The 18,017-nt window shown below is 66.8% G+C and carries 24 protein-coding genes; 5 read left to right on the top strand and 19 right to left on the bottom strand.

Annotated elements, in window-relative coordinates; translation table 11 throughout:
- Positions 1-31: 31 nt before the first annotated feature.
- Positions 32-841 carry an N-formylglutamate amidohydrolase gene (locus N1F91_RS07755; protein WP_289991244.1) on the bottom strand — a complete coding sequence of 270 codons (810 nt, stop codon included), beginning with the start codon at positions 839-841 and terminating at the stop codon, positions 32-34.
- A gap of 241 nt (positions 842-1,082) precedes the next feature.
- On the opposite strand from N1F91_RS07755, the gene N1F91_RS07750 reads away from it, so the two are divergent.
- Both N1F91_RS07750 and pyk read left to right on the top strand, forming a co-directional pair.
- Positions 1,083-1,568: a DUF1036 domain-containing protein gene (locus N1F91_RS07750; protein ID WP_289991243.1), complete on the top strand. Its 486-nt coding sequence runs from the start codon at positions 1,083-1,085 to the stop codon at positions 1,566-1,568.
- Positions 1,565-3,001 carry a pyruvate kinase gene (pyk, locus tag N1F91_RS07745; protein WP_289991242.1) on the top strand — a complete coding sequence of 479 codons (1,437 nt, stop codon included), beginning with the start codon at positions 1,565-1,567 and terminating at the stop codon, positions 2,999-3,001. Before N1F91_RS07750 ends, pyk begins: the two co-directional genes overlap by 4 nt.
- A 67-nt stretch (positions 3,002-3,068) precedes the next feature.
- Here pyk and N1F91_RS07740 read toward each other — a convergent pair whose 3' ends face one another.
- The 8 genes from N1F91_RS07740 to N1F91_RS07705 all read right to left on the bottom strand — a co-directional run bounded on the left by N1F91_RS07740 (position 3,069) and on the right by N1F91_RS07705 (position 7,875).
- Positions 3,069-4,139 carry an alpha/beta hydrolase gene (locus tag N1F91_RS07740; protein ID WP_289991240.1) on the bottom strand — a complete coding sequence of 357 codons (1,071 nt, stop codon included), beginning with the start codon at positions 4,137-4,139 and terminating at the stop codon, positions 3,069-3,071.
- A gap of 71 nt (positions 4,140-4,210) precedes the next feature.
- Complete coding sequence (locus tag N1F91_RS07735) at positions 4,211-4,789, bottom strand: hypothetical protein (protein WP_289991239.1); 579 nt, start codon at positions 4,787-4,789, stop codon at positions 4,211-4,213.
- A gap of 84 nt (positions 4,790-4,873) precedes the next feature.
- Positions 4,874-4,999: a type B 50S ribosomal protein L36 gene (ykgO, locus tag N1F91_RS07730; protein ID WP_126701392.1), complete on the bottom strand. Its 126-nt coding sequence runs from the start codon at positions 4,997-4,999 to the stop codon at positions 4,874-4,876.
- A 242-nt stretch (positions 5,000-5,241) separates the two neighbouring features.
- On the bottom strand, positions 5,242-5,598 hold the full coding sequence (locus N1F91_RS07725) for a hypothetical protein (protein ID WP_289991238.1): 357 nt from the start codon (positions 5,596-5,598) through the stop codon (positions 5,242-5,244).
- Positions 5,585-5,905, bottom strand: a complete 321-nt coding sequence (locus N1F91_RS07720) for a nucleotidyltransferase domain-containing protein (protein WP_289991237.1) — start codon at positions 5,903-5,905, stop codon at positions 5,585-5,587. The genes N1F91_RS07725 and N1F91_RS07720 overlap by 14 nt, the downstream gene beginning before the upstream one ends.
- 107 nt (positions 5,906-6,012) lie before the next feature.
- A complete protein-coding gene (locus tag N1F91_RS07715; RefSeq protein ID WP_289991236.1) occupies positions 6,013-7,086 on the bottom strand; it encodes a 5-(carboxyamino)imidazole ribonucleotide synthase in 1,074 nt (357 codons plus the stop codon).
- The gene (gene purE / locus N1F91_RS07710) at positions 7,083-7,580 is read right to left on the bottom strand and encodes a 5-(carboxyamino)imidazole ribonucleotide mutase (RefSeq protein ID WP_289991234.1); all 498 of its coding nucleotides are present in this window, start codon (positions 7,578-7,580) and stop codon (positions 7,083-7,085) included. The genes N1F91_RS07715 and purE overlap by 4 nt, the downstream gene beginning before the upstream one ends.
- Positions 7,581-7,671: 91 nt before the next feature.
- Complete coding sequence (locus N1F91_RS07705) at positions 7,672-7,875, bottom strand: YdcH family protein (RefSeq protein WP_289991232.1); 204 nt, start codon at positions 7,873-7,875, stop codon at positions 7,672-7,674.
- A 218-nt stretch (positions 7,876-8,093) separates the two neighbouring features.
- On the opposite strand from N1F91_RS07705, the gene N1F91_RS07700 reads away from it, so the two are divergent.
- The gene (locus N1F91_RS07700; protein ID WP_289991231.1) at positions 8,094-8,273 is read left to right on the top strand and encodes a DUF465 domain-containing protein; all 180 of its coding nucleotides are present in this window, start codon (positions 8,094-8,096) and stop codon (positions 8,271-8,273) included.
- A 93-nt stretch (positions 8,274-8,366) separates the two neighbouring features.
- On the opposite strand, the gene N1F91_RS07695 is transcribed toward N1F91_RS07700, so the two are convergent.
- The 3 genes from N1F91_RS07695 to N1F91_RS07685 form a co-directional block, all read right to left on the bottom strand.
- Entirely contained in the window at positions 8,367-8,630 is a 264-nt protein-coding gene (locus tag N1F91_RS07695) for a metalloregulator ArsR/SmtB family transcription factor (protein WP_289991229.1), read from the bottom strand.
- 111 nt (positions 8,631-8,741) lie between these two features.
- Entirely contained in the window at positions 8,742-10,013 is a 1,272-nt protein-coding gene (locus N1F91_RS07690) for an MFS transporter (protein WP_289991228.1), read from the bottom strand.
- 90 nt (positions 10,014-10,103) lie between these two features.
- Positions 10,104-10,298, bottom strand: coding sequence for a DUF1192 domain-containing protein (locus tag N1F91_RS07685; RefSeq protein WP_289991226.1), 195 nt, complete (start codon positions 10,296-10,298; stop codon positions 10,104-10,106).
- 100 nt (positions 10,299-10,398) lie between these two features.
- On the opposite strand from N1F91_RS07685, the gene N1F91_RS07680 reads away from it, so the two are divergent.
- The gene (locus tag N1F91_RS07680; protein ID WP_289991224.1) at positions 10,399-11,403 is read left to right on the top strand and encodes an NAD(P)H-quinone oxidoreductase; all 1,005 of its coding nucleotides are present in this window, start codon (positions 10,399-10,401) and stop codon (positions 11,401-11,403) included.
- 24 nt (positions 11,404-11,427) lie between these two features.
- Here the strand turns inward: N1F91_RS07680 and N1F91_RS07675 are convergent, their stop codons facing one another.
- From N1F91_RS07675 to N1F91_RS07655, 5 genes are all read right to left on the bottom strand, one after another.
- A complete protein-coding gene (locus N1F91_RS07675) occupies positions 11,428-12,156 on the bottom strand; it encodes a YafY family protein (protein ID WP_289991222.1) in 729 nt (242 codons plus the stop codon).
- A 25-nt stretch (positions 12,157-12,181) separates the two neighbouring features.
- Positions 12,182-12,553 carry a VOC family protein gene (locus N1F91_RS07670; RefSeq protein WP_289991221.1) on the bottom strand — a complete coding sequence of 124 codons (372 nt, stop codon included), beginning with the start codon at positions 12,551-12,553 and terminating at the stop codon, positions 12,182-12,184.
- 163 nt (positions 12,554-12,716) lie between these two features.
- Entirely contained in the window at positions 12,717-12,899 is a 183-nt protein-coding gene (locus N1F91_RS07665; RefSeq protein WP_289991219.1) for a hypothetical protein, read from the bottom strand.
- Positions 12,900-12,986: 87 nt separating this feature from the next.
- Entirely contained in the window at positions 12,987-13,775 is a 789-nt protein-coding gene (locus tag N1F91_RS07660; protein ID WP_289991218.1) for an SDR family oxidoreductase, read from the bottom strand.
- A gap of 78 nt (positions 13,776-13,853) precedes the next feature.
- On the bottom strand, positions 13,854-15,758 hold the full coding sequence (locus N1F91_RS07655) for a propionyl-CoA synthetase (protein ID WP_289991217.1): 1,905 nt from the start codon (positions 15,756-15,758) through the stop codon (positions 13,854-13,856).
- A 175-nt stretch (positions 15,759-15,933) separates the two neighbouring features.
- Between N1F91_RS07655 and N1F91_RS07650 the strand changes: the two genes are divergently transcribed.
- Entirely contained in the window at positions 15,934-16,095 is a 162-nt protein-coding gene (locus N1F91_RS07650; protein WP_289991216.1) for a hypothetical protein, read from the top strand.
- Here the strand turns inward: N1F91_RS07650 and N1F91_RS07645 are convergent.
- Both N1F91_RS07645 and N1F91_RS07640 read right to left on the bottom strand, forming a co-directional pair.
- A complete protein-coding gene (locus tag N1F91_RS07645) occupies positions 16,063-16,827 on the bottom strand; it encodes an SGNH/GDSL hydrolase family protein (RefSeq protein ID WP_289991215.1) in 765 nt (254 codons plus the stop codon). The two genes, N1F91_RS07650 and N1F91_RS07645, sit on opposite strands and share 33 nt — an antisense overlap.
- A gap of 202 nt (positions 16,828-17,029) precedes the next feature.
- On the bottom strand, positions 17,030-17,920 hold the full coding sequence (locus N1F91_RS07640) for a fructose bisphosphate aldolase (protein WP_354670532.1): 891 nt from the start codon (positions 17,918-17,920) through the stop codon (positions 17,030-17,032).
- Positions 17,921-18,017: the final 97 nt, after the last annotated feature.

Here is an 18,017-nt window from a genome sequence, read left to right as displayed (position 1 = left end):
CCGCCTCCTTTTCCAGGTCGTTGCCGGCAGCTCAACGCCGTTCCGCCACCGGGCCGGTGCGCGATCCGAAGAACCGCACCCGGTGGATATCGTCCCGGCGGTTGATGTCGTCAAGGATCGGCGCGAGACGGTCCGCCCAGGCCACCGCGCCGTCCTCCGTCGCGATCAGGTCCTGGCGGACCTCGATCAGGGCATGGGCATAGCCGCGCGTGATGGCGTGCTGGTACATGGTGTCGCCGCGCAACGCGCCGTCATAGGGCTCGTTGTCACCGACGACGAGTTCGGGGTCCGCGCGCAGCGCCGAAAGAAGCGGCACGACCGCGCGGTCGTCGAGGTCCCAGAGCACGCCGACGTGCCAGGGACGCTGAACCCCCTGCATGCACGGGGTGAAGGAGTGGATGGAGACGATCAGGGGCGCGGCTCCGCTGGCTGCATGCACGGACGCAGTCAGGGCGCCGACGGCGTCGTGCCAGGGTCTGTAGAAGCGTTCGAGGCGCCTCTCGCGCTCCTCCGGCGCAAGCGGGTAGTTCCCCGTTATCACCGTACCGTCATAAAGCTGGCGAATCAGCGTCGGGTCGTCGTCGCCGCGGTTCGGATCGATCAGCAGCCGCGAGTAGCTGCACAGCAGGGCCGGCGCGTCGAGCTGCCTTGCGAGTTCACGCGTGACCGTTTCGACACCGATATCGTAGGCGATGTGGCGCTGGAACTCCGCCGCTGGCAGCCCCAGATCGCCATACTCGTCGGGAAGTGCATTGCGTGCGTGGTCGGCGAGAAGCAGGAGGCCCCGGTCGCGTGCGCCTTCGACGATCTCATAGGGCGAGAATACGGCTGTGCGAGTCATTGTTTCCGGTGCGGGTTCCGCGAAGTGGTGACTGGATGCCCGGCAAGGCCGGCCTGTTCCTTCCTTCCACGACGACGGGACTGCCGCAATGCCGTCCTTTCGACAATCTTGTGACGGATGCCGTCGTTGCTTGCCGGATAAACCGATTTGAGCATATCGCCACGGCGCGTTGACATGGGCGCGCGCATTTCCGAAAAGGAGCATCGAAGCAATGTTTCGTCCAAGGGCAAGGGGCACGAGAATGGTTCTGCCGTGTGTCGGGGGGGCGTCGCGCCTCGCGGCGGCCTGTTCCATCGCTGTGTTTGCCTTGCTTGGCGTCGTAGCGACGACGGGCGCGGCCCGCGCGGATTTTCGCGTGTGCAACGCGACCCAGACGCTCGTCGGGGTGGCGATCGGCTACCGCGCGCCGGCCGGCTGGATCACCGAGGGCTGGTGGCACGTGGAAGGCTCGACCTGCAAGACGCTGATCGAGGGACCCCTGTCATCGCGCTATTACTATCTTTATGCAGAAGATGCTGAGCGCGGCGGGCGCTGGGATGGGCCAATCAACATGTGCATCGCCGAAAAAGAGTTCAAGATCGTGGGGGTCAGCGACTGTATCAGGCGCGGCTTCCAAAGAGCCGGCTTCCAGGAATACGACACCGCGGAACAGGCGAGCTGGATGGTGCAGCTGACCGACCAACCTGCCGCCGACGGTACCGCGGCCGTGACGGGAGCGCAGCAGTGAAGCGCCAACGCAACGTCCGCATCCTGGCCACGCTCGGCCCCTCCTCGTCCACCGAGGAGATGATCCGCAAGCTGCACGAGGCGGGCGCCGACACGTTCCGCATCAACATGAGCCACGCCGATCACGATCTGATGCGCCGCCTGGTGGCGATGATCCGCAGCGTCGAACGGCAGGTGGGGCGCCCGATCGGCATCCTGGCCGACCTTCAGGGTCCCAAGCTGCGCGTCGGCAAGTTCGCCGAGGGCACGGTGGCGCTCAAGGCGGGCGACACGTTCATCCTCGACAACGACACCACGCCGGGCGATTCCACCCGGGTGCACCTGCCGCATCCCGAGATACTCGCGTCCGTGAAGCCGGGGGACCGGCTCCTGATCGACGACGGCAAGTTGCAGCTCAAGGCCGTTCGAAACGACGGCAAGGCCATCGAGACGGTGGTCGTGGCCGGCACGAAGATTTCCGACAAGAAGGGCGTGAGCCTGCCCGACACGGACCTGCCGCTCGGCGCGTTGACCGAGAAGGACCGGCGCGACCTCGATGCCGTCCTGCAGGCCGAGGTCGACTGGATCGCCCTGTCCTTCGTCCAGCGGCCTGAGGACCTGGCCGAGGTGCGCAAGATCGCGCGCGGCCGCGCGGCGCTGCTGTCCAAGATCGAGAAGCCGCAGGCCGTCGCGCGGCTCGCCGAGATCATCGAAGTGTCCGACGCGCTGATGGTGGCGCGCGGCGACCTCGGCGTGGAGATGCCGCTGGAGGCGGTTCCCGGCATCCAGAAGCAGATCACCCGTGCCTGCCGCAAGGCCGGAAAGCCGGTGGTGGTCGCGACCCAGATGCTCGAATCGATGATCACGGCGCCGGTGCCCACCCGCGCCGAGGTGTCGGACGTTTCGATCGCCGTCTTCGAAGGCGCGGACGCGATCATGCTGTCGGCCGAATCGGCGGCCGGCCAGTATCCGGTCGAGGCCGTGGCGATGATGAACGCCATCGCAGTGCAGGTGGAGAAGGACCCGAACTACCCCTCCATCATCAACGCGCAGCGCACCGCCCCCGAAGCGACCGGCGCGGACGCCATCTCGCTGGCGGCACGCCAGATCGCAGAGACCCTCAATCTCTCCGCCATCGTCACCTACACCGCATCCGGTACGACCGGCCTGCGCGCGGCGCGCGAGCGGCCGCAGGTTCCGATCATCGCGCTGTCGCCGGTGGTCGAGACGGCGCGGCGGCTGTCGCTGGTGTGGGGGCTGCATTGCGTCGTGACGCCGGATGCGAGCGACCTCGACGACATGGTCGACCGGGCGTGCCGGATCACCTTCTCGGAAGGTTTCGGGCGGGCCGGCGACCGGGTGATCGTCACGGCCGGCGTGCCGCTGCGCACGCCTGGTGCGACCAACATGCTGCGCATCGCCTATATCGGCTCGGACGGGCTCGGCGGCATCTGATCATCCGTATGGACGATCAGGCGTCCCGGAGGAACCGCGGGGCGCAAGTCGGCTTGAAGCGCTGGCTCTACTGTTGCAGGGCCGGCGCCGGAGTGGGCGGCCCGTCGGCGCAAGCCTCGATCGGACCGAACGCATCCGTCGCGATGCGGCTTTCCAGCTGCCGCGCCATCGCCTGCAGGTCGCGCTCCAGCCCGGACAGTTTCTCGATCGCCGCCACGGCGAGAGCGGTGGCGATCCAGTCCGGCTTGTGGCCGAGGTTCTCCACCCAGAGCAGCTCGGCGCCCGGGATGTCGCGCGCCAGTCCCGCGGAGTGGATCTCCTCGTAGACAACCGTATCGCGATTGCCCGTGATCACCACCGTCGGCGCGGTGATCTCGCCGTAGCGCGGCGCGAGCTTCTCGACGAAATCGAAAAGGCCCGCGACGTCGCGGGCATTGGCGCGGAAGGCTGCCGGCCGCAGCACGAGCCTGATCGCCGCGTCCTGCGCATAGTTCTCCGGCACGGCATTGGGCGCGAAGACGCAATCGGTGGCCGTGCCGAGGCGCATCAAGCCTCCCGGCCAGGCAAGCGTCTCGGTGAACAGCCGGCCCACGACAGGCGTCTCCGACAGGTCGTAGTACCAGGACGTTCCGCCACCCGGCCAGGGATGCGACGCCGGAGCCAGGAAGACCAGCCCTGCGACGCGCTCGGGGCGCAGCACGCCGAAGGCGGTCAGGACGGCGCCGGCAAAGGAATGGCCGACGACGACTGCCTGCTCCATGCCGTAGCTGTCCATCAGGGCGGCGATCGTCTCGGCCTGTCCGGCGGGCGTGTCGTTGGTCGCGGGGCCGCGGCCGGACCAGCCGTGCCCCGGCCGGTCGACGAAAAGCATCTCGGCGCGGCCTTCGAGCAGCGGCCGGAAAGGCAGCATCTGGTCGAGCAGGTTGCCGCTGGCGCCATGGACGAACACCAGCGGCGGCAGGTCGGAGCCCGCTCCTGCGGGCACGTGGACATGGTGCAGGCGCGTTCCGTTGACGGTGGCGAAGCTGCCGACCGGCGGATGCCGGCGCTCGATCAGCCACGCACCGACGCGCGTCGCCCCGGCCAGGATCAGCAAGAGAGCGAGCAGGAACGCGACGACGGCATAGACGAGGTTCATGAAGGGCCGGTGCGGACTGGGGGAGGGGAACGATCGGCGGACCGGTGCCGACGCCGGCGCTGAATGTCGCGTCAGATGCCTTCGCCGGCGAGTTCTTCCGAAAGCGTGGCGACCTCCGACTGGGCGTCGCGCATCATTGGATAGATGTCGAGGGTGCGCTCGTAGGCGTCGAGCGCCAGTTCCTTGCGGCCCGTTTCCTTGAGGATCGCGGCAAGGCCAGTCAGCGCACCGAAATGGCGCGGCTCGAGCCGCAGCGTGTGCTCGATGTCGGCCATCGACTTCGCGTAATTGTCCATCATGAAGTGGACGGTGGCGCGCCGGTTCCAGCCTTCGGCGAAACCGGGCTGAAGCGTGATCACCTGGTCGAGAAAGTCCAGCGCCACGTCGAACTTCTTGCTCTCCGCCGCCTCGTTCGACCACTGCAGCATGAGATCGACCGAAGCGCTGCCCGACTTGCGCCATTCGGCCCAGATCTGGTTCGCGATGCGTTCGGCCGCCTTCTCGTTCCGCTCCCGCTTCAGGTCGGCGAAGAGCTGGTCGAGCCGCGAAGCCTCGTCGGTCGGAGCCGCATCCTCGGCCGAGGAGGCGGGCGACAGCACCATGAGGATGGCGACCAGCGCCGGTATCAGGACATGAAAAACGTTCCGCATACCGCAGAACCTAATCCTGTGGCGCGGAACGTCAAACTGAAAATGCCGTGATGGGCGAAGGGAGCGCAAGCGGCTCCCCGCAGGTCAGCCCTGGCGCGCCTTGTAGCGCGGCGCCGACTTGTTGATGATGTAGATACGGCCCTTGCGGCGAACCATGCGGTTGTCGCGGTGACGGCCCTTGAGCGACTTGAGCGAATTCTTGATCTTCATTGTCTCAGCCCGTGGTGTACGGCCCGCGCGGGCCAGAAGTGAAAGACGCGCCAGAAGGCGCGCCGGAAAGGTCGCGCGGTCATAGACGCAAAGGTCGTCCGGTGTCAACCAGACCGATCCGGCTCGTCGAGCAACCGGGACTCGACCAGGACGATCGAATCGACGAAAGCGGGCCAGGCCTTCATAATCCGATCGAGGTTCTCCTGAACCTTGTCCGGCTTCAGATCGAACCCGTAGCGATGTCAGACGAGGTGCCGAAATCCCTTCAACTCACAAAGTGCCTCGTAAAGGCCGGACCCGAGCAGCGCGGGCCGGATACCGGCGATCGGAGCCGACATCTGGTCGAGGACGTCCTGATGAACGGCAGGACCGCGTGGAACCAGTCCATCCACATCATTCGCAAGACTGAGCAGGATGTCCTCGATGCCGTCGTAGACGTTGTGGATGCCCAGAGAAACTGCGCCTGGCGCGCCCCATTCACCGGCGGAAACTTCATTCTGGTGCGCCGACGCGTAGCTGCTCACAAGCCGAAGTTCGTTCTCCGCCCGGTCCAGTTTCGGCGAGAGCTTGGCAAAAGCGGGATGCCTAAACGTTTTCATCAAGGATTTCCCGGACCCGCTCCGGCGTCAGATCGGACGCGAAGATCAGGTCGTAGGCAATGTCTGTTTCGCGAAACTGATCCGCGACCAGGCGCTCCATTGCGGCTCGAAGGCCGCTGGTCGGCACGTCATGCACCAGAAAGTCCACGTCGGAATGAAGACGGAACCGATCTTTCGCAAGCGATCCGACGAGGGATACCCGGTAACCGCTCTCCTGTGCGGTCTGCAGGACCTTCGCTGCGCGATCCCGCGCAACCCTGCGCCGGTCCTCTGTGCGCCGGCTGATCAAGGCGTCGATCCTTCTCACCGTCGAGCCTCCGCACACCTTTCACCGGAAATGACTTACAGCAAACGTACGGCCCGGTCACCTGTGCAGAAGCGAGGAACCGCCGTGAGGCGCAGCACGACGACCCTTCACCCAAGTCGGGTAAAATGCCCCATCTTGCGGCCGGGGCGGGTTTCCGTCTTGCCATAGAGATTGAGCACCACGCCCGCCTCGCCCATGAGGTCGGGGATGCGCTCGACGTCGTCGCCGATCAGGTTTTCCATGACGCAGGCGGAATGGCGCCCCGGCGCGCCGAGCGGCAGGCCGGCCACGGCGCGGATGTGTTGCTCGAACTGGGAGACGACACAGGCGGCTTCCGTCCAGTGTCCGGAATTGTGGACGCGGGGCGCGAACTCGTTGGCCAGCACGGTGCCGTCCGCCAGTGCGAAGAACTCGACGCCGATCACGCCGACATAGCCAAGCGCGGCCATGAGCGCGAAGGTGGCCTCTCGCGCCGTTTCCTCCATCTTCGGATCGAGCCCGGCGGGGACCGTCGAGCGGCGCAGGATCCCGTCCGAGTGCTCGTTTCGAGCCGCGTCGTAGGCCATCATCGAGCCGTCGAGGCCCCGTGCGGCGATGATCGAGAACTCGAAATCGAAGGCGACCAGTTCCTCCAGGATCAGCGGGACGCCCCCCATGGCCTCGAACGCACCGTCGACGTCTCCGGCCGTCGCGTTGCGCAGCAGGCGCTGGCCCTTGCCGTCATAACCGAGGCGGCGCGTCTTCAGGACGCCGCTGCCGCCGAAGATTTCGAGCGCGGACTTCAGATCGGAGTCGTTGTCCACAGGGTGGAAACGGGCTGTGGATATCCCCTGGCGGTTCAGGAAGCTCTTCTCGGCCAGCCTGTCCTGCGCCGTTTCCAGCGCCAGAGGTGGCGGGAACACCGGCACGTGGTCGGTCAGGTGCTTCGCCGCACCCACCGGCACGTTCTCGAACTCGTAGGTCACGACGGCCGAGCGGGCAGCGAGCGACGTCAGCGCCGCGCGGTCGTCATAGGCGGCGAGGATCTGGCTGTTTGCGACCTGCGCGGCCGGACAGTCCGGCTGCGGCTCGAGGATGGTCGTCCGGAAGCCGAGCCGGGCGGCTGCCATGGCCAGCATGCGGCCGAGCTGGCCACCGCCGATGATGCCGATCATGTCGCCGGGGACGAGAGGGCGGATCATGCGTCGTCCGACGGCCGCAGGGCCACCTTGCCGGTCTGGGCAGCGCGGTAGCGATCCAGCCGCCCGGCCAGCGCTTCGTCGGAGAGGGCCAGGACGGCGGCGGCGAGCAGTGCTGCATTGACCGCGCCGGCGCGGCCGATGGCCAGCGTTCCGACCGGGATGCCGGCAGGCATCTGCACGATCGACAGGAGCGAATCCTGGCCCGAAAGCGCTTTCGATTCGACCGGGACGCCGAAGACCGGGAGGGGAGTCAGGGAGGCCGTCATCCCGGGAAGATGGGCGGCTCCGCCGGCGCCCGCGACGACGACCTTGTAGCCGGCGGCTTTCGCGCCCCTGGCGAAGTCGAAGAGCCGTTCGGGCGTGCGGTGGGCGGAGACGATGAGCGAATCATGCGCGATGCCGAGCTCGGCCAGCGTGTCGGCGGCATGGCGCATGGTCGCCCAGTCAGACTGGCTACCCATGATGATGGCGACTTCGGGACGCACGCTTTCCAAGGATCCGATCTCTCCCATCAAAGCCGCGCCTTAACCGAATACCCATCATGCCGCAAGAAAAACGGCGCCCTCGCGACCTGGCATTGCCGCCTCAGGCGATGATGTCGGGAATCACGCGGTCCTCGAGATGGGTCAGCCTGTCCTTGATCGCCAGCTTCTTCTTCTTCATCCGCTGGATCTGGAGCGGGTCGCATCCAGTTGCGATCATCGCGTTGATTGCCGCGTCGAAATCGGCGTGTTCCTGCTTCAAGCGCGCAAATTCGAGACGAATTTCGGCCTGTTCCTGTTCCGACATGCATGCTTCCCCGGCGCAGGATTTCGCGCCCAAATGGCAGGACCGGGGTCTCGCCCGGGCCGCAGGCCCATATCACATTTCGAGCCGACAGAAAATGCTACCACGGCACATTCGACAGGCCGATCGAGTGGTGGCACACTGTCATCGCGTTGTCATGAATCGCGGCCTGCGGTGGGACGCGGTTCCTGACGTCCGAACGAGGAAAGGGAGCACCACGCATGTCTCTGACGTCGCACATCGAGGAACTGAAGCGCAAGCACAACCAGCTCGACCGCGAAATCGCCGAGGCGATCGCGCGTCCGTCCACCGACGACATCGAGGTCAATCAGCTCAAGCGGCGAAAGCTCGCCCTCAAGGATGCGATCGAGAAGCTCGGATCGCATCACACGACGCACTGACGAGCCAAGGCCCGAGCTCCGCGCACCTGCGCCGGAGCCGGGCTTTCCTGGACCGGCGGATCCTCCTGCCGCCGGTCTCTTCCCCGGGGAAGGTCATTCGGTCCAGAACTGATCGAGCCAAATGTTGAGGCGCGTGAACCCGCCCGGGTTGATCGCATAGATCCGCTTCGTGCCGTCACGGCTCGCCACCACAAGTCCGGCGTCCAGAAGGACCTTCAGGTGCTGCGATACGGCCGGCCGCGAGACCGGCAGTCCCGCTGCAAGGGCGTTGACGGTTTTCGGCCCGCGGCGCAGCTCTTCGAGCAGGTGCCGGCGGTTTGCATCCGAAATCGCCATGAACGCGTCGATCGTGACCATGCGCTCACGATAGCCGCTCGCGGGACAAACTCAAACCCGATCCGACGGACTGGCGACAAGGGAGCGAGCCAGGGTCGGCCGGCCGCTTTCGAAGCGCTCGTGCGGATATCGTCAGGCCGCGTCCTTCTCGCTTGTTTCGCTCCCCAGGTCGCCATCGCCGCGCGGATCGAGGCGCAGCACTTCGGGCGTGGTCGCGCGCTCGGGCGGCAGCGAGCTGAAGGATTCGCGCTCCTCCACCGGCACCGGGGCGCGGCGCCTGATGCGCAGTAGCGTGTAGCCGGCGATCAGGAGGTGGGCGAGCGCGGTCGTCAGGAACAGGCTCTCGGGCCGCATCCGGTCCATCAGGGCGCCGCCGACGAGGGGACCGATCATCGTGCCGAAACCGTAGAGAAGCAGGAGACCGCCCGACACTTTCACGAAATCCTCGGACTTGGCGTGGTCGTTGGCGTGCGCGACGGCCAGGGAATAGAGCACGTAGGCCATGGCACCGTAGGCAGCGGTCAGCGCGATGACCGTCGTGCCATCGCGCGCGCCGACGACGAAGATGAGGAGGCCGATGGCGGCAGCCGCAAAGGCCGCTCCGGCCAGCACGTAGCGCCGGTCGGTGCGGTCGGAGAGACGGCCGGCCGGCAACTGGAACACCGCGCCGGCGACGACGGCCAGGCTCATCATCAGCGCGATCTGGGCGGTCGAGATGCCGATCTCGGCACCGAACACGGCGCCAAGCGTCCCCCAAGCGCCGTTTGCGACCCCGACCAGCAGGCACCCGGCCGAGGCGACCGGCGAATTGGCGTAGAGCGCTTTCAGGTCGAGCGAGACGCCCACCAGCGGCTTCGGCGTCGCCTGCGTCGACACGGTGGTGGGGATCAGCGCGAGGCAGAAGAAGATGCCGGTGACCATGAACAGCGATGCCGTCGTGACGTCGCCCGCCGCGACGATCAGCTGTCCGCCCATGAGGGAGGCGTTGGTCACCATCATGTAGATGCCGAAGACGGTGCCGCGGTTCTCATTGGTGGCGCTCTCGTTCAGCCAGCTTTCGATCACCATGAAGGCGCCCGCCATGCAGAAGCCGGTGAAGACGCGCAGGAAGATCCAGACATACTGGTCGATGATCAGGCCCGTCAGCAGGGCGATGATCGCGGCCGAAGCCGCGAACGCGCCGAAAGCCCTGACGTGGCCGACCCGGCGCACCAGCCGCGGCGCCGTCAAACAACCCGCGACGAAACCGGCCGCCCAGGCCGTGCCGAGCAGGCCGAGCGAGGTCGTCGAAAATCCTTCCGCCTGGCCGCGCAACGGGAGCAGAAGGCTGTGCAGTCCCGACGCCGCCAGCAGGAAGGCGGTGCCGCGCAGCAGAGACAGGATCGGTCTGTAGCTCGCGAACATGGGAACCTTCCGTTTGGGGTCGAACGAATCGCGGGGCGGCTTCGAAGCGGCGCGTGACAGCTTCGGCGACAGGGCGGCGAGGTCAACCCGTCAAATGCGGCGGAATAGCGCCTCGGCGGCCTGTTTCGTGGATCCCTTCGCCTTCAATTCTACCTCGATGCGCGCGATTTCTGCGCGCAAAAGCCCGATGCGTTCCTCGAGATCGGCGACCGAGAGCAAGGAGAGATCCTGGCCGATCTCGTGTGGCCGGGCCTTGCGCGGCTGTTCTTCTTCGAGAATACCCATGGCCGTCTCCTCCGGTTGCCGTTCGTGGTGAGGAGGATACAGTCCCGCGGGGTCGGGAATCAAATCTCCGGCTCCAGACCGCCGATCGACAGGAGACATCATGGCAGACGCCCTTCCCGAGATGATGACAGCCATCGCCATCAGCGAGCCGGGTGGGCCGCGCGTGCTGAAACCGGAAACGCGGCCGGTGCCGAGGCCCGAGGGCGGCGACATTCTCATCCGCGTCAGCGCAGCGGGCGTTAACCGGCCCGATGTCGCGCAGCGGACGGGGGCTTATCCGCCGCCGCCCGGCGCGTCGGACCTGCCGGGTCTGGAGGTGGCCGGCACGGTGGCCGCAGTCGGTCCCGAGGCCCGCCGCTGGCGCGTCGGCGACCAGGTCTGCGCGCTGACCCCCGGCGGCGGCTATGCCGAATACTGCCTGACCCACGAGAGCAATGCGCTGCCCGTGCCGCACGGTTTCACGCTGACGGAAGCGGCCGCACTGCCCGAGACCTTCTTCACCGTCTGGCACAACGTCTTCCAGCGCGGAGGCCTCAAGGCGGGCGAGACCTTCCTCGTCCACGGCGGTTCGTCCGGCATCGGCACGACGGCGATACAGCTTGCCGCCGCCTTCGGCGCCACCGTGCTGGCGACGGCCGGATCGGCAGACAAGTGCGAAGCCTGCGTGAAGCTCGGCGCCACCCGCGCGATCAACTATCGCGAGGAGGATTTCGTCGCGGTGGCGAAGGAGGCGACCGGCGGCAGGGGCGTGGACCTGATCCTCGACATGGTGGGCGGCAGCTACATCGATCGCAACTACGAAGCAGCAGCCGTGGAAGGGCGGATCGTCCAGATCGCCTTCCTCGGCGGCGCGAAGGCCGAGGTGAACTTCGCCAAGCTGATGGTGAAGCGGCTGGTCCACACCGGCTCGACGCTGCGGCCGCGGACGGTCGAATTCAAGGGTGCCGTCGCCGCGGAACTCGAGCGGCTGATCTGGCCGCTGCTCGGCGAGCGCAAGGTGGCGCCTGTCATGGACATGATCTACCCGATGCGCGACGCCTGGCGGGCGCATGAGCGGATGGAGGAAGGCGACCACATCGGCAAGATCGTGCTCGACGTCGGCTGACGCCGCCGAACGGCGCGCGCCGCGTCAGCCTTCGTGCGTGGCGCGCCTCCGGAGGGTGGCTGCCCCGCCGGGCGCCCGCTCTTCCATCTGGCGGTAGAAGTCGGCCAATTGCTTGCCGCGCTCCTGCCGGAAGGTCCGCTCGGCCAGGGTCAGGCAGGCGATGCGGTCGATGCGGAAGGCGCGGAAATCCTCGCGCAGCTCGCACCATGCGACCAGGGTCCACACCTTGCCCCAGAACCAGAGCCCGAGCGGGCGCACGTCCCGCACCGAACTCTTGTCGGCCTCGTCCTGATAGTCGAGCGTCAGCACGGTGCGGCTCTCGATTGCGCGCTCGATGGTATCGATCTTCTCCCGGTCCGGCTGGCTGACGACATAGAGCGGCGCGTGGATCTCGGTGCGCGCGATGCGGTCCTTTTCGCTGTCGGGCAGGACGGCTGCAATCTTGACCAGCGCCTCCTCGGCGGAGCGAGCCATGGCCGCACCGCCGAAGGCCCGCACCATGCGGGCTCCGGCGACCAGGGCCACGATCTCGTCGCGCGTGAACATCAGCGGCGGCAGGTCGTAGCCGGAGCGCATGAGGTAGCCGACGCCGGCCTCCCCGTCGATCGGCACGCCCGTCGACTGGAGGTCGGCGATGTCGCGGTAGATCGTGCGTTCCGAGACTTCCAGCCACTCGCCGAGCATGCGCGCGGTGACGAGCCGACCGCCGCGCAGATGCTGGACGATCTGGAACAGGCGGTCGGCGCGTCGCATGGCAGGTATCCTCTCGATGTGCCGATCAGGCGGTGAACAGGCCGATGGAGTTGCCGTCCGGATCGAGGCAATAGGCGAAACGGCCGGCGGGGATCTGGATTACCGGCGAGACGACCTGCCCGCCATTGACCGTCACGCGCTGCATGGCTTCCTCCAGCGGCGCCGCAACGGCGAGATGGATGGTGCTGCCGGTGCCCGGCGCTGCCGGCTTGCCGGGATAGAGATGGCCGGACGTTGCCTCCTCGCTTGCTGCACGGAACCGGGCCATGGGATTGGGCCCTCCCTCTTCGTCGGCGAGTTCGTTCTGCAGCACGGCGCCGTAGAAGGCCTTGGCGCGCGCCATGTCGGTGACCGGGATCTCGATCCAGACGACGGAATTCTGCGGAGTGAATGACATCGGCATTCCTTTCTTGGTGGATTAGACAGTGGCAGGGTGCTCCTGACAACATACTGTCAGGAGATGTCAGTTTGCGGACGCCCACATCAGGGCGGCCGCACTGCACGGATGGCAGGGTGGAGAAGGAGATGGGGAGCCCTGCCAGGCGCATCGGCCGCGCGCCTCACTTGCCGTCGACGATGTGGCCGCGCCAGCCGGTCTGATGCGAAACCGCATCCGGCCAGCCGATGTCGCGACGAAGCGCCGGCGACAGGCGGGCGATCGCTCTTTCCGTACGAACCCTGTCGCGGGTCGCGCGCCATCTCTCGGCCCAGCGGCCGAGCAGTGAGGTCGGGAAGGTGGTCATGAGTGTCTCCATCGACTGTCTTGCGATGGAGAGATTGTGCCATCCCCCTCCTGACGACATCGCGTCAGGAGCGATCGGCGACCGCGCTTATTCCTCCGGAACGGGCACCGTGTAGTTCAGCGGCAGGCGGCCGCCGTCGGCGTAGATCGTCTGGCCGGTGACGTAGCTGGCCTCGTCGGACGCAAGGAAGACGGCGATGGCGGCAATTTCCGATGGATTGCCGATGCGGCCGAGGGGCGTGCGCGAGAGGATCCGCTCACGCGCTGCGGGATCGGCATTGACGCTCGCCAGCATGTCGGTGCGGATCGAGCCCGGGCCGATGGCGTTGACGCGGATTCCGTGGGGCGCGAGCGACAGCGCCATCGCCTTGGTGAGCTGGCTGACGCCGCCCTTCGACACCGAATAGGGCACCTGGCTGGCAATCGCGAGCACGGCGTTGATGGACGACATGTTGACGATCGATCCCGCCGGGCCGCCCGAATTCACGCGTTCGACCATGTGCCGGGCGACCGCTTGCCCGGTCAGGAAGGAGCCCTTCAGGTTGACCGCGAGCACGCGGTCGAAATCCTCCTCGGTCACGTCGAGGAAATCGGCGCCATGGGCAATCCCGGCATTGTTGACGAGGATGTCGATGTCTCCGAACGTGTCGATGGTCGCGGCGACCAGGTTGTGCACGTCCAGACGCCGGCCCACATCGGCCTTCACGAACTGGACGTCGCCGAAACGGGCGAGGTCGCGCTCGGCGCGGGCGCCCTTCTCGGTGTCGACGTCGGCGATTACCACCTTGGCCTTCTCGCGCGCAAAGCGCTCGGCGATGGCGTAGCCGATGCCGCCTGCGCCTCCGGTGACGATGGCGACTTTCCCGTCGAGTGGCATGGCGCGCTCCTGAACATGTCCGAGCGCCGCTTATAGACCTCGCAGCGTGGGCGGGCCAGAGGGCGCCTGCCCTCCGGCTCAGCCCAGGCCCTTCGTCTTCAGCGCCTCGGCGATCTCTTCCAGGATGGCCGGATCGTCGATCGTCGCCGGCATCTTCCATTCCTCGTGGTCGGCGATCTTCTGCATCGTGCCGCGCAGGATCTTGCCCGACCTGGTCTTCGGCAGGCGCTTGACCGGCACGACCGTCTTGAACGCAGCCACCGGGCCGATCCGGTCGCGCACCAGCGCCACGACCTCCCTTTCAAGTTCGGCGGGATCGCGCGTGACACCGGCATTGAGCACGACGAAGCCGCAGGGCACCTGACCCTTCATCGTATCGGCGATGCCGATGACGGCACATTCGGCGACGTCGGGATGCTCGGCCAGAACTTCCTCCATGCCACCGGTGGACAGACGATGTCCGGCGACGTTGATGATGTCGTCGGTACGGGCCATGATGAAGAGATAGCCGTCGTCGTCGATGAAGCCCGCGTCGGCGGTCTTGTAGTAGCCGGGAAACTCGGCGAGGTAGGCGTCGCGAAAACGATCGTCCGCATGCCAGAGCGTCGGCAGGGCGCCGGGCGGCAGCGGCAGCTTGACGACCACGTTGCCGAGCGTGCCGCGCGCCACCTCGTGGCCCGCATCATCGACGACGTGCATCTCGTATCCGGGCATCGGCACGGCGGGCGAGCCGTACTTCACCGGCAACTGGCCGAGGCCGATCGGGTTCTGGCTGATCGGTGCGCCGGTCTCCGTCTGCCACCAATGGTCGATCACCGGCACCTTCAGCTGGTTCTCCGCCCACTTGATCGTCTCCGGGTCGGCGCGCTCCCCGGCGAGGAATAGCGTGCGGAACCTCGACAGGTCGTACCTGCCGACGAATTCGCCCTTCGGATCCTGGCCCTTGATGGCGCGGAAGGCGGTGGGCGCGGTGAACAACGCCACCACGCCGTGCTCGGCGATCACCCGCCAGAAGGTGCCGGCGTCCGGTGTGCCGACCGGCTTGCCCTCGAACAGGATCGTCGTGCAGCCGTGCAGCAGCGGCGCGTAGACGATGTAGGAGTGGCCGACGACCCAGCCGACGTCGGAAGCCGCCCAGAACACCTCGCCGGGCTTCACGCCGAACTCGTTCCACATCGTCCAGGCGAGCATGACCATGTGCCCGCCATTGTCGCGCACGACGCCCTTCGGCTGCCCGGTGGTGCCCGACGTGTAGAGCACGTAGAGCGGGTCGGTTGCCGCGACGGTCACGCAGGGCACGGTGCGGCCCGCCGTCTTCGCCGCGCCGACGGCTTCGGCATAGTCGATGTCGCGGCCCGCCATGAGATCGCAGCGCTGCTGGTCGCGCTGGAGCACGATGCAGGATTGCGGCTTGTGCCGGGCGATGTCGATCGCCCCGTCCAGCAGCGGTTTGTAGGCCACCACGCGGCCCGGCTCGATGCCGCAGGAGGCCGAGACGATGAGCTTTGGCGTGGAATCGTCGATGCGGGTGGCGAGCTCGCGCGCCGCGAAGCCGCCGAAGACGACGGAGTGGACCGCGCCGATGCGGGCACAGGCGAGCATGGCGAAGACCGCTTCCGGCACCATCGGCATGTAGAGGATGACGCGGTCGCCCTTTGCCACGCCCTGATCGACCAGAACCGCGGCGAGCGCCTCGACTTCGATCTTCAACTCCGCGTAGGTGAAGCTCTTCTTCGACCCGGTGACGGGGCTGTCGTAGACGAGGGCCGGCTGGTCGGCGCGGCCGTTCTCGACGTGGCGGTCGACGGCGTTGTGGCAGGTGTTGCAGGTCGCGTCGGGGAACCAGCGGCCATAGACGCCGGCACTTGCGTCGAAGATCGTCTTGGGCGGCGAGACCCAGTCTATGGCACCGGCGGCCTCGGCCCAGAAGCCTTCGGGATCGCGTTTCCAGCCTTCGTAGACCTCGTGATAGCGCGAGACCATGACATCCTCCCCTGTCGTCCTTGCGCGTGTTCTAGCCGCTGCGGCCGCGACGCGTCCATCTGACTATGTTCCGATATGCCCCGGAGGGGGAAGAGGCTTTGACTTCCGTCAAGCAGGCTGGTCAATGGGGGTTGGCGGTGGCAACTCGCCAGCAACGCAGGAGCCGTCCCGCGGCATGACCAAAGCCCTTTCGATCGTCATCATCCTGCTCATGGCGGTGCAGATCATCAAGCCGCTCGGGCTGCCCGGACTGCGCAAGCGCAGCGATTTCTGGAAGCTGGCGCTCGGCGCACTTGCGCTGATCTCATTGACGGTCGTCCTCAGCCACGGAAGCTGAGGCGAGCGCTTCGACCGCCGGCAGTTCGATCAGCGGCAGGAGGTGCTCGGCCCAGGCGCGATAGCCCGCCTCCGAGGCATGGAAGCCGTCGGTGGAGAAGCCGAGCGTCGGGTCCTCGACCGGCAGACGGCTGGCCGGCACGGCGCCGCGTTCATGGCAAAGTCGCGTCCCCATGGCGTTGATCGCTTGGGCGCGGATCTCGAGGATGCGCGCCAGCAAAGGCGGCAGGGCCGGTACGGTCGTCATGTCGATCACCGGCGACCAGACGATCCGCGCCGCGGGGAACTTCGCCCGCAGGGCATAGAGCAGGCCGCCGAAGTCGCGCTTGAAGCGGTAGACGGTGTGGAAGTTTTTCGCATCGTTCGTGCCTACCGAGACAACGATGTGGGTCCAGTCGTCATGCGCTAGGTTGGGCACGACGACATCACGCAGTTGCGTCGCGGTTGCGGAATTGAAGCCCGCCGCGCGCCAGGTGACCGGGCGCCCGGTGTCGCGCGCCAGCATGCCGGCCAGAAGCGCCGCGATACCGCGGTCTGTGCGGGTGATGCCGACCGATGCGGCCGAGGAGTCGCCCAGCACGAGCAGCCGCACCGCCGTACCCTGTCCGGGAAGCGAATGCGTCACCGGCCCTCCGGCCGGCAGGAGGCGCCGCGTGCGCAGCCGGACGCCGATGCCCTGCCAGACATAGATCGGGAAGGCGAGCCAGGACAGCAGCGGAAGCAGTCGGGACATGGGCGTTCGGGTGTGGCGCGTTGTTGATCGCCTCACCTATAGCCGAATGCGGGAGATGGAAAAGGTGCAACCGGGATACGGCACCTGCTCCCCGGTACCGACGGCATGACGGGGAGACGGACAAGGCGGTCGCTCCTCCTGGAGAAGAGCGGCCGCCGCAGCAGTCATGCCATCCGCGTATGGCACGGCCGAGGATCGCTCTTCAGACCGCGGCCTTGTCGGCGCGCGACGCCTGGAAGATGCTGTCGATCGTGGCCGCCAGCGTCGCGTTGAAATCCGCATCGCTCTGGCCGGCCGACAGGCCCTCGGTCAGCGCGCGCGAGAAGCTGGCGATCAGGCCGTCATTTTCCCGCAGCTTTGCGTTCGCCTCGTCGCGCGTGTAGCCGCCCGACAGCGCCACGACGCGCATGACGCGGGGATCGTCGATCAGCGGCTTGTAGAGGTTCGGCTTCGTCGGGATGGTCACCTTCAGCATGACCTTCTCGCCAGCCGGCAGGTCGTCGAGATGCTTGCGGATCTCGGCCAGAAGCATCTCCTCGGCCTGCGCCTTGTCGGCGATCGAGATCGTCACTTCCGGCTCGAGAATTGGTACGAGGCCGTGCGCCAGGATCTGCCTGCCGACCTCGAACTGCTGGTCGACGATGGCCTTGATCCCGGTGGCATCGGCGGCGTCGATCACCGAACGCATCTTGGTGCCGAAGATGCCCTTCGCGACGGCCCGCTTCAGCAGTTCGTCCAGGCCGGCGATCGGCTTCATCAGCTTGACGCCGTCCTTGCCGTCGGCGAGGCCCTTGTCGACCTTGAGGAAGGGCACGACGCCGCGCTTCTCCCAGAGATACTGCGCGGTCGGAACGCCCTCGACCGTGCGGTCCATGGTCTGCTCGAAGAGGATCGCGCCCATCACCTTGTCGCCGGTGAAGGCGGGCGAGGTGATGATGCGGGAGCGCATCTGGTGGATGAGGTCGTACATCCCGTCTTCGTTGGACCACGCGTCTTCGGACACGCCGTACAGCTTCAGCGCCTTCGGCGTGGAACCGCCGGACTGGTCCAGAGCTGCGATGAAGCCGTCCTTGCCGGCGACCTGGGTCGCCATGTCCGCGCGCGCCGATGCCGCAACCTCGTTCAGCCGTTCGCTCATCTGATCCTCCTGAAAATGGTTTTCCGGCCTCTAACAGAAGCGCCAAGCAAAC

The organism is Aquibium sp. ELW1220 (assembly GCF_030398385.1).
Classification (GTDB): Bacteria; Pseudomonadota; Alphaproteobacteria; order Rhizobiales; family Rhizobiaceae; genus Aquibium.
Note: the sequence above shows the minus strand (reverse complement) of the source record. Positions and strands in the feature narration are given on the sequence as shown.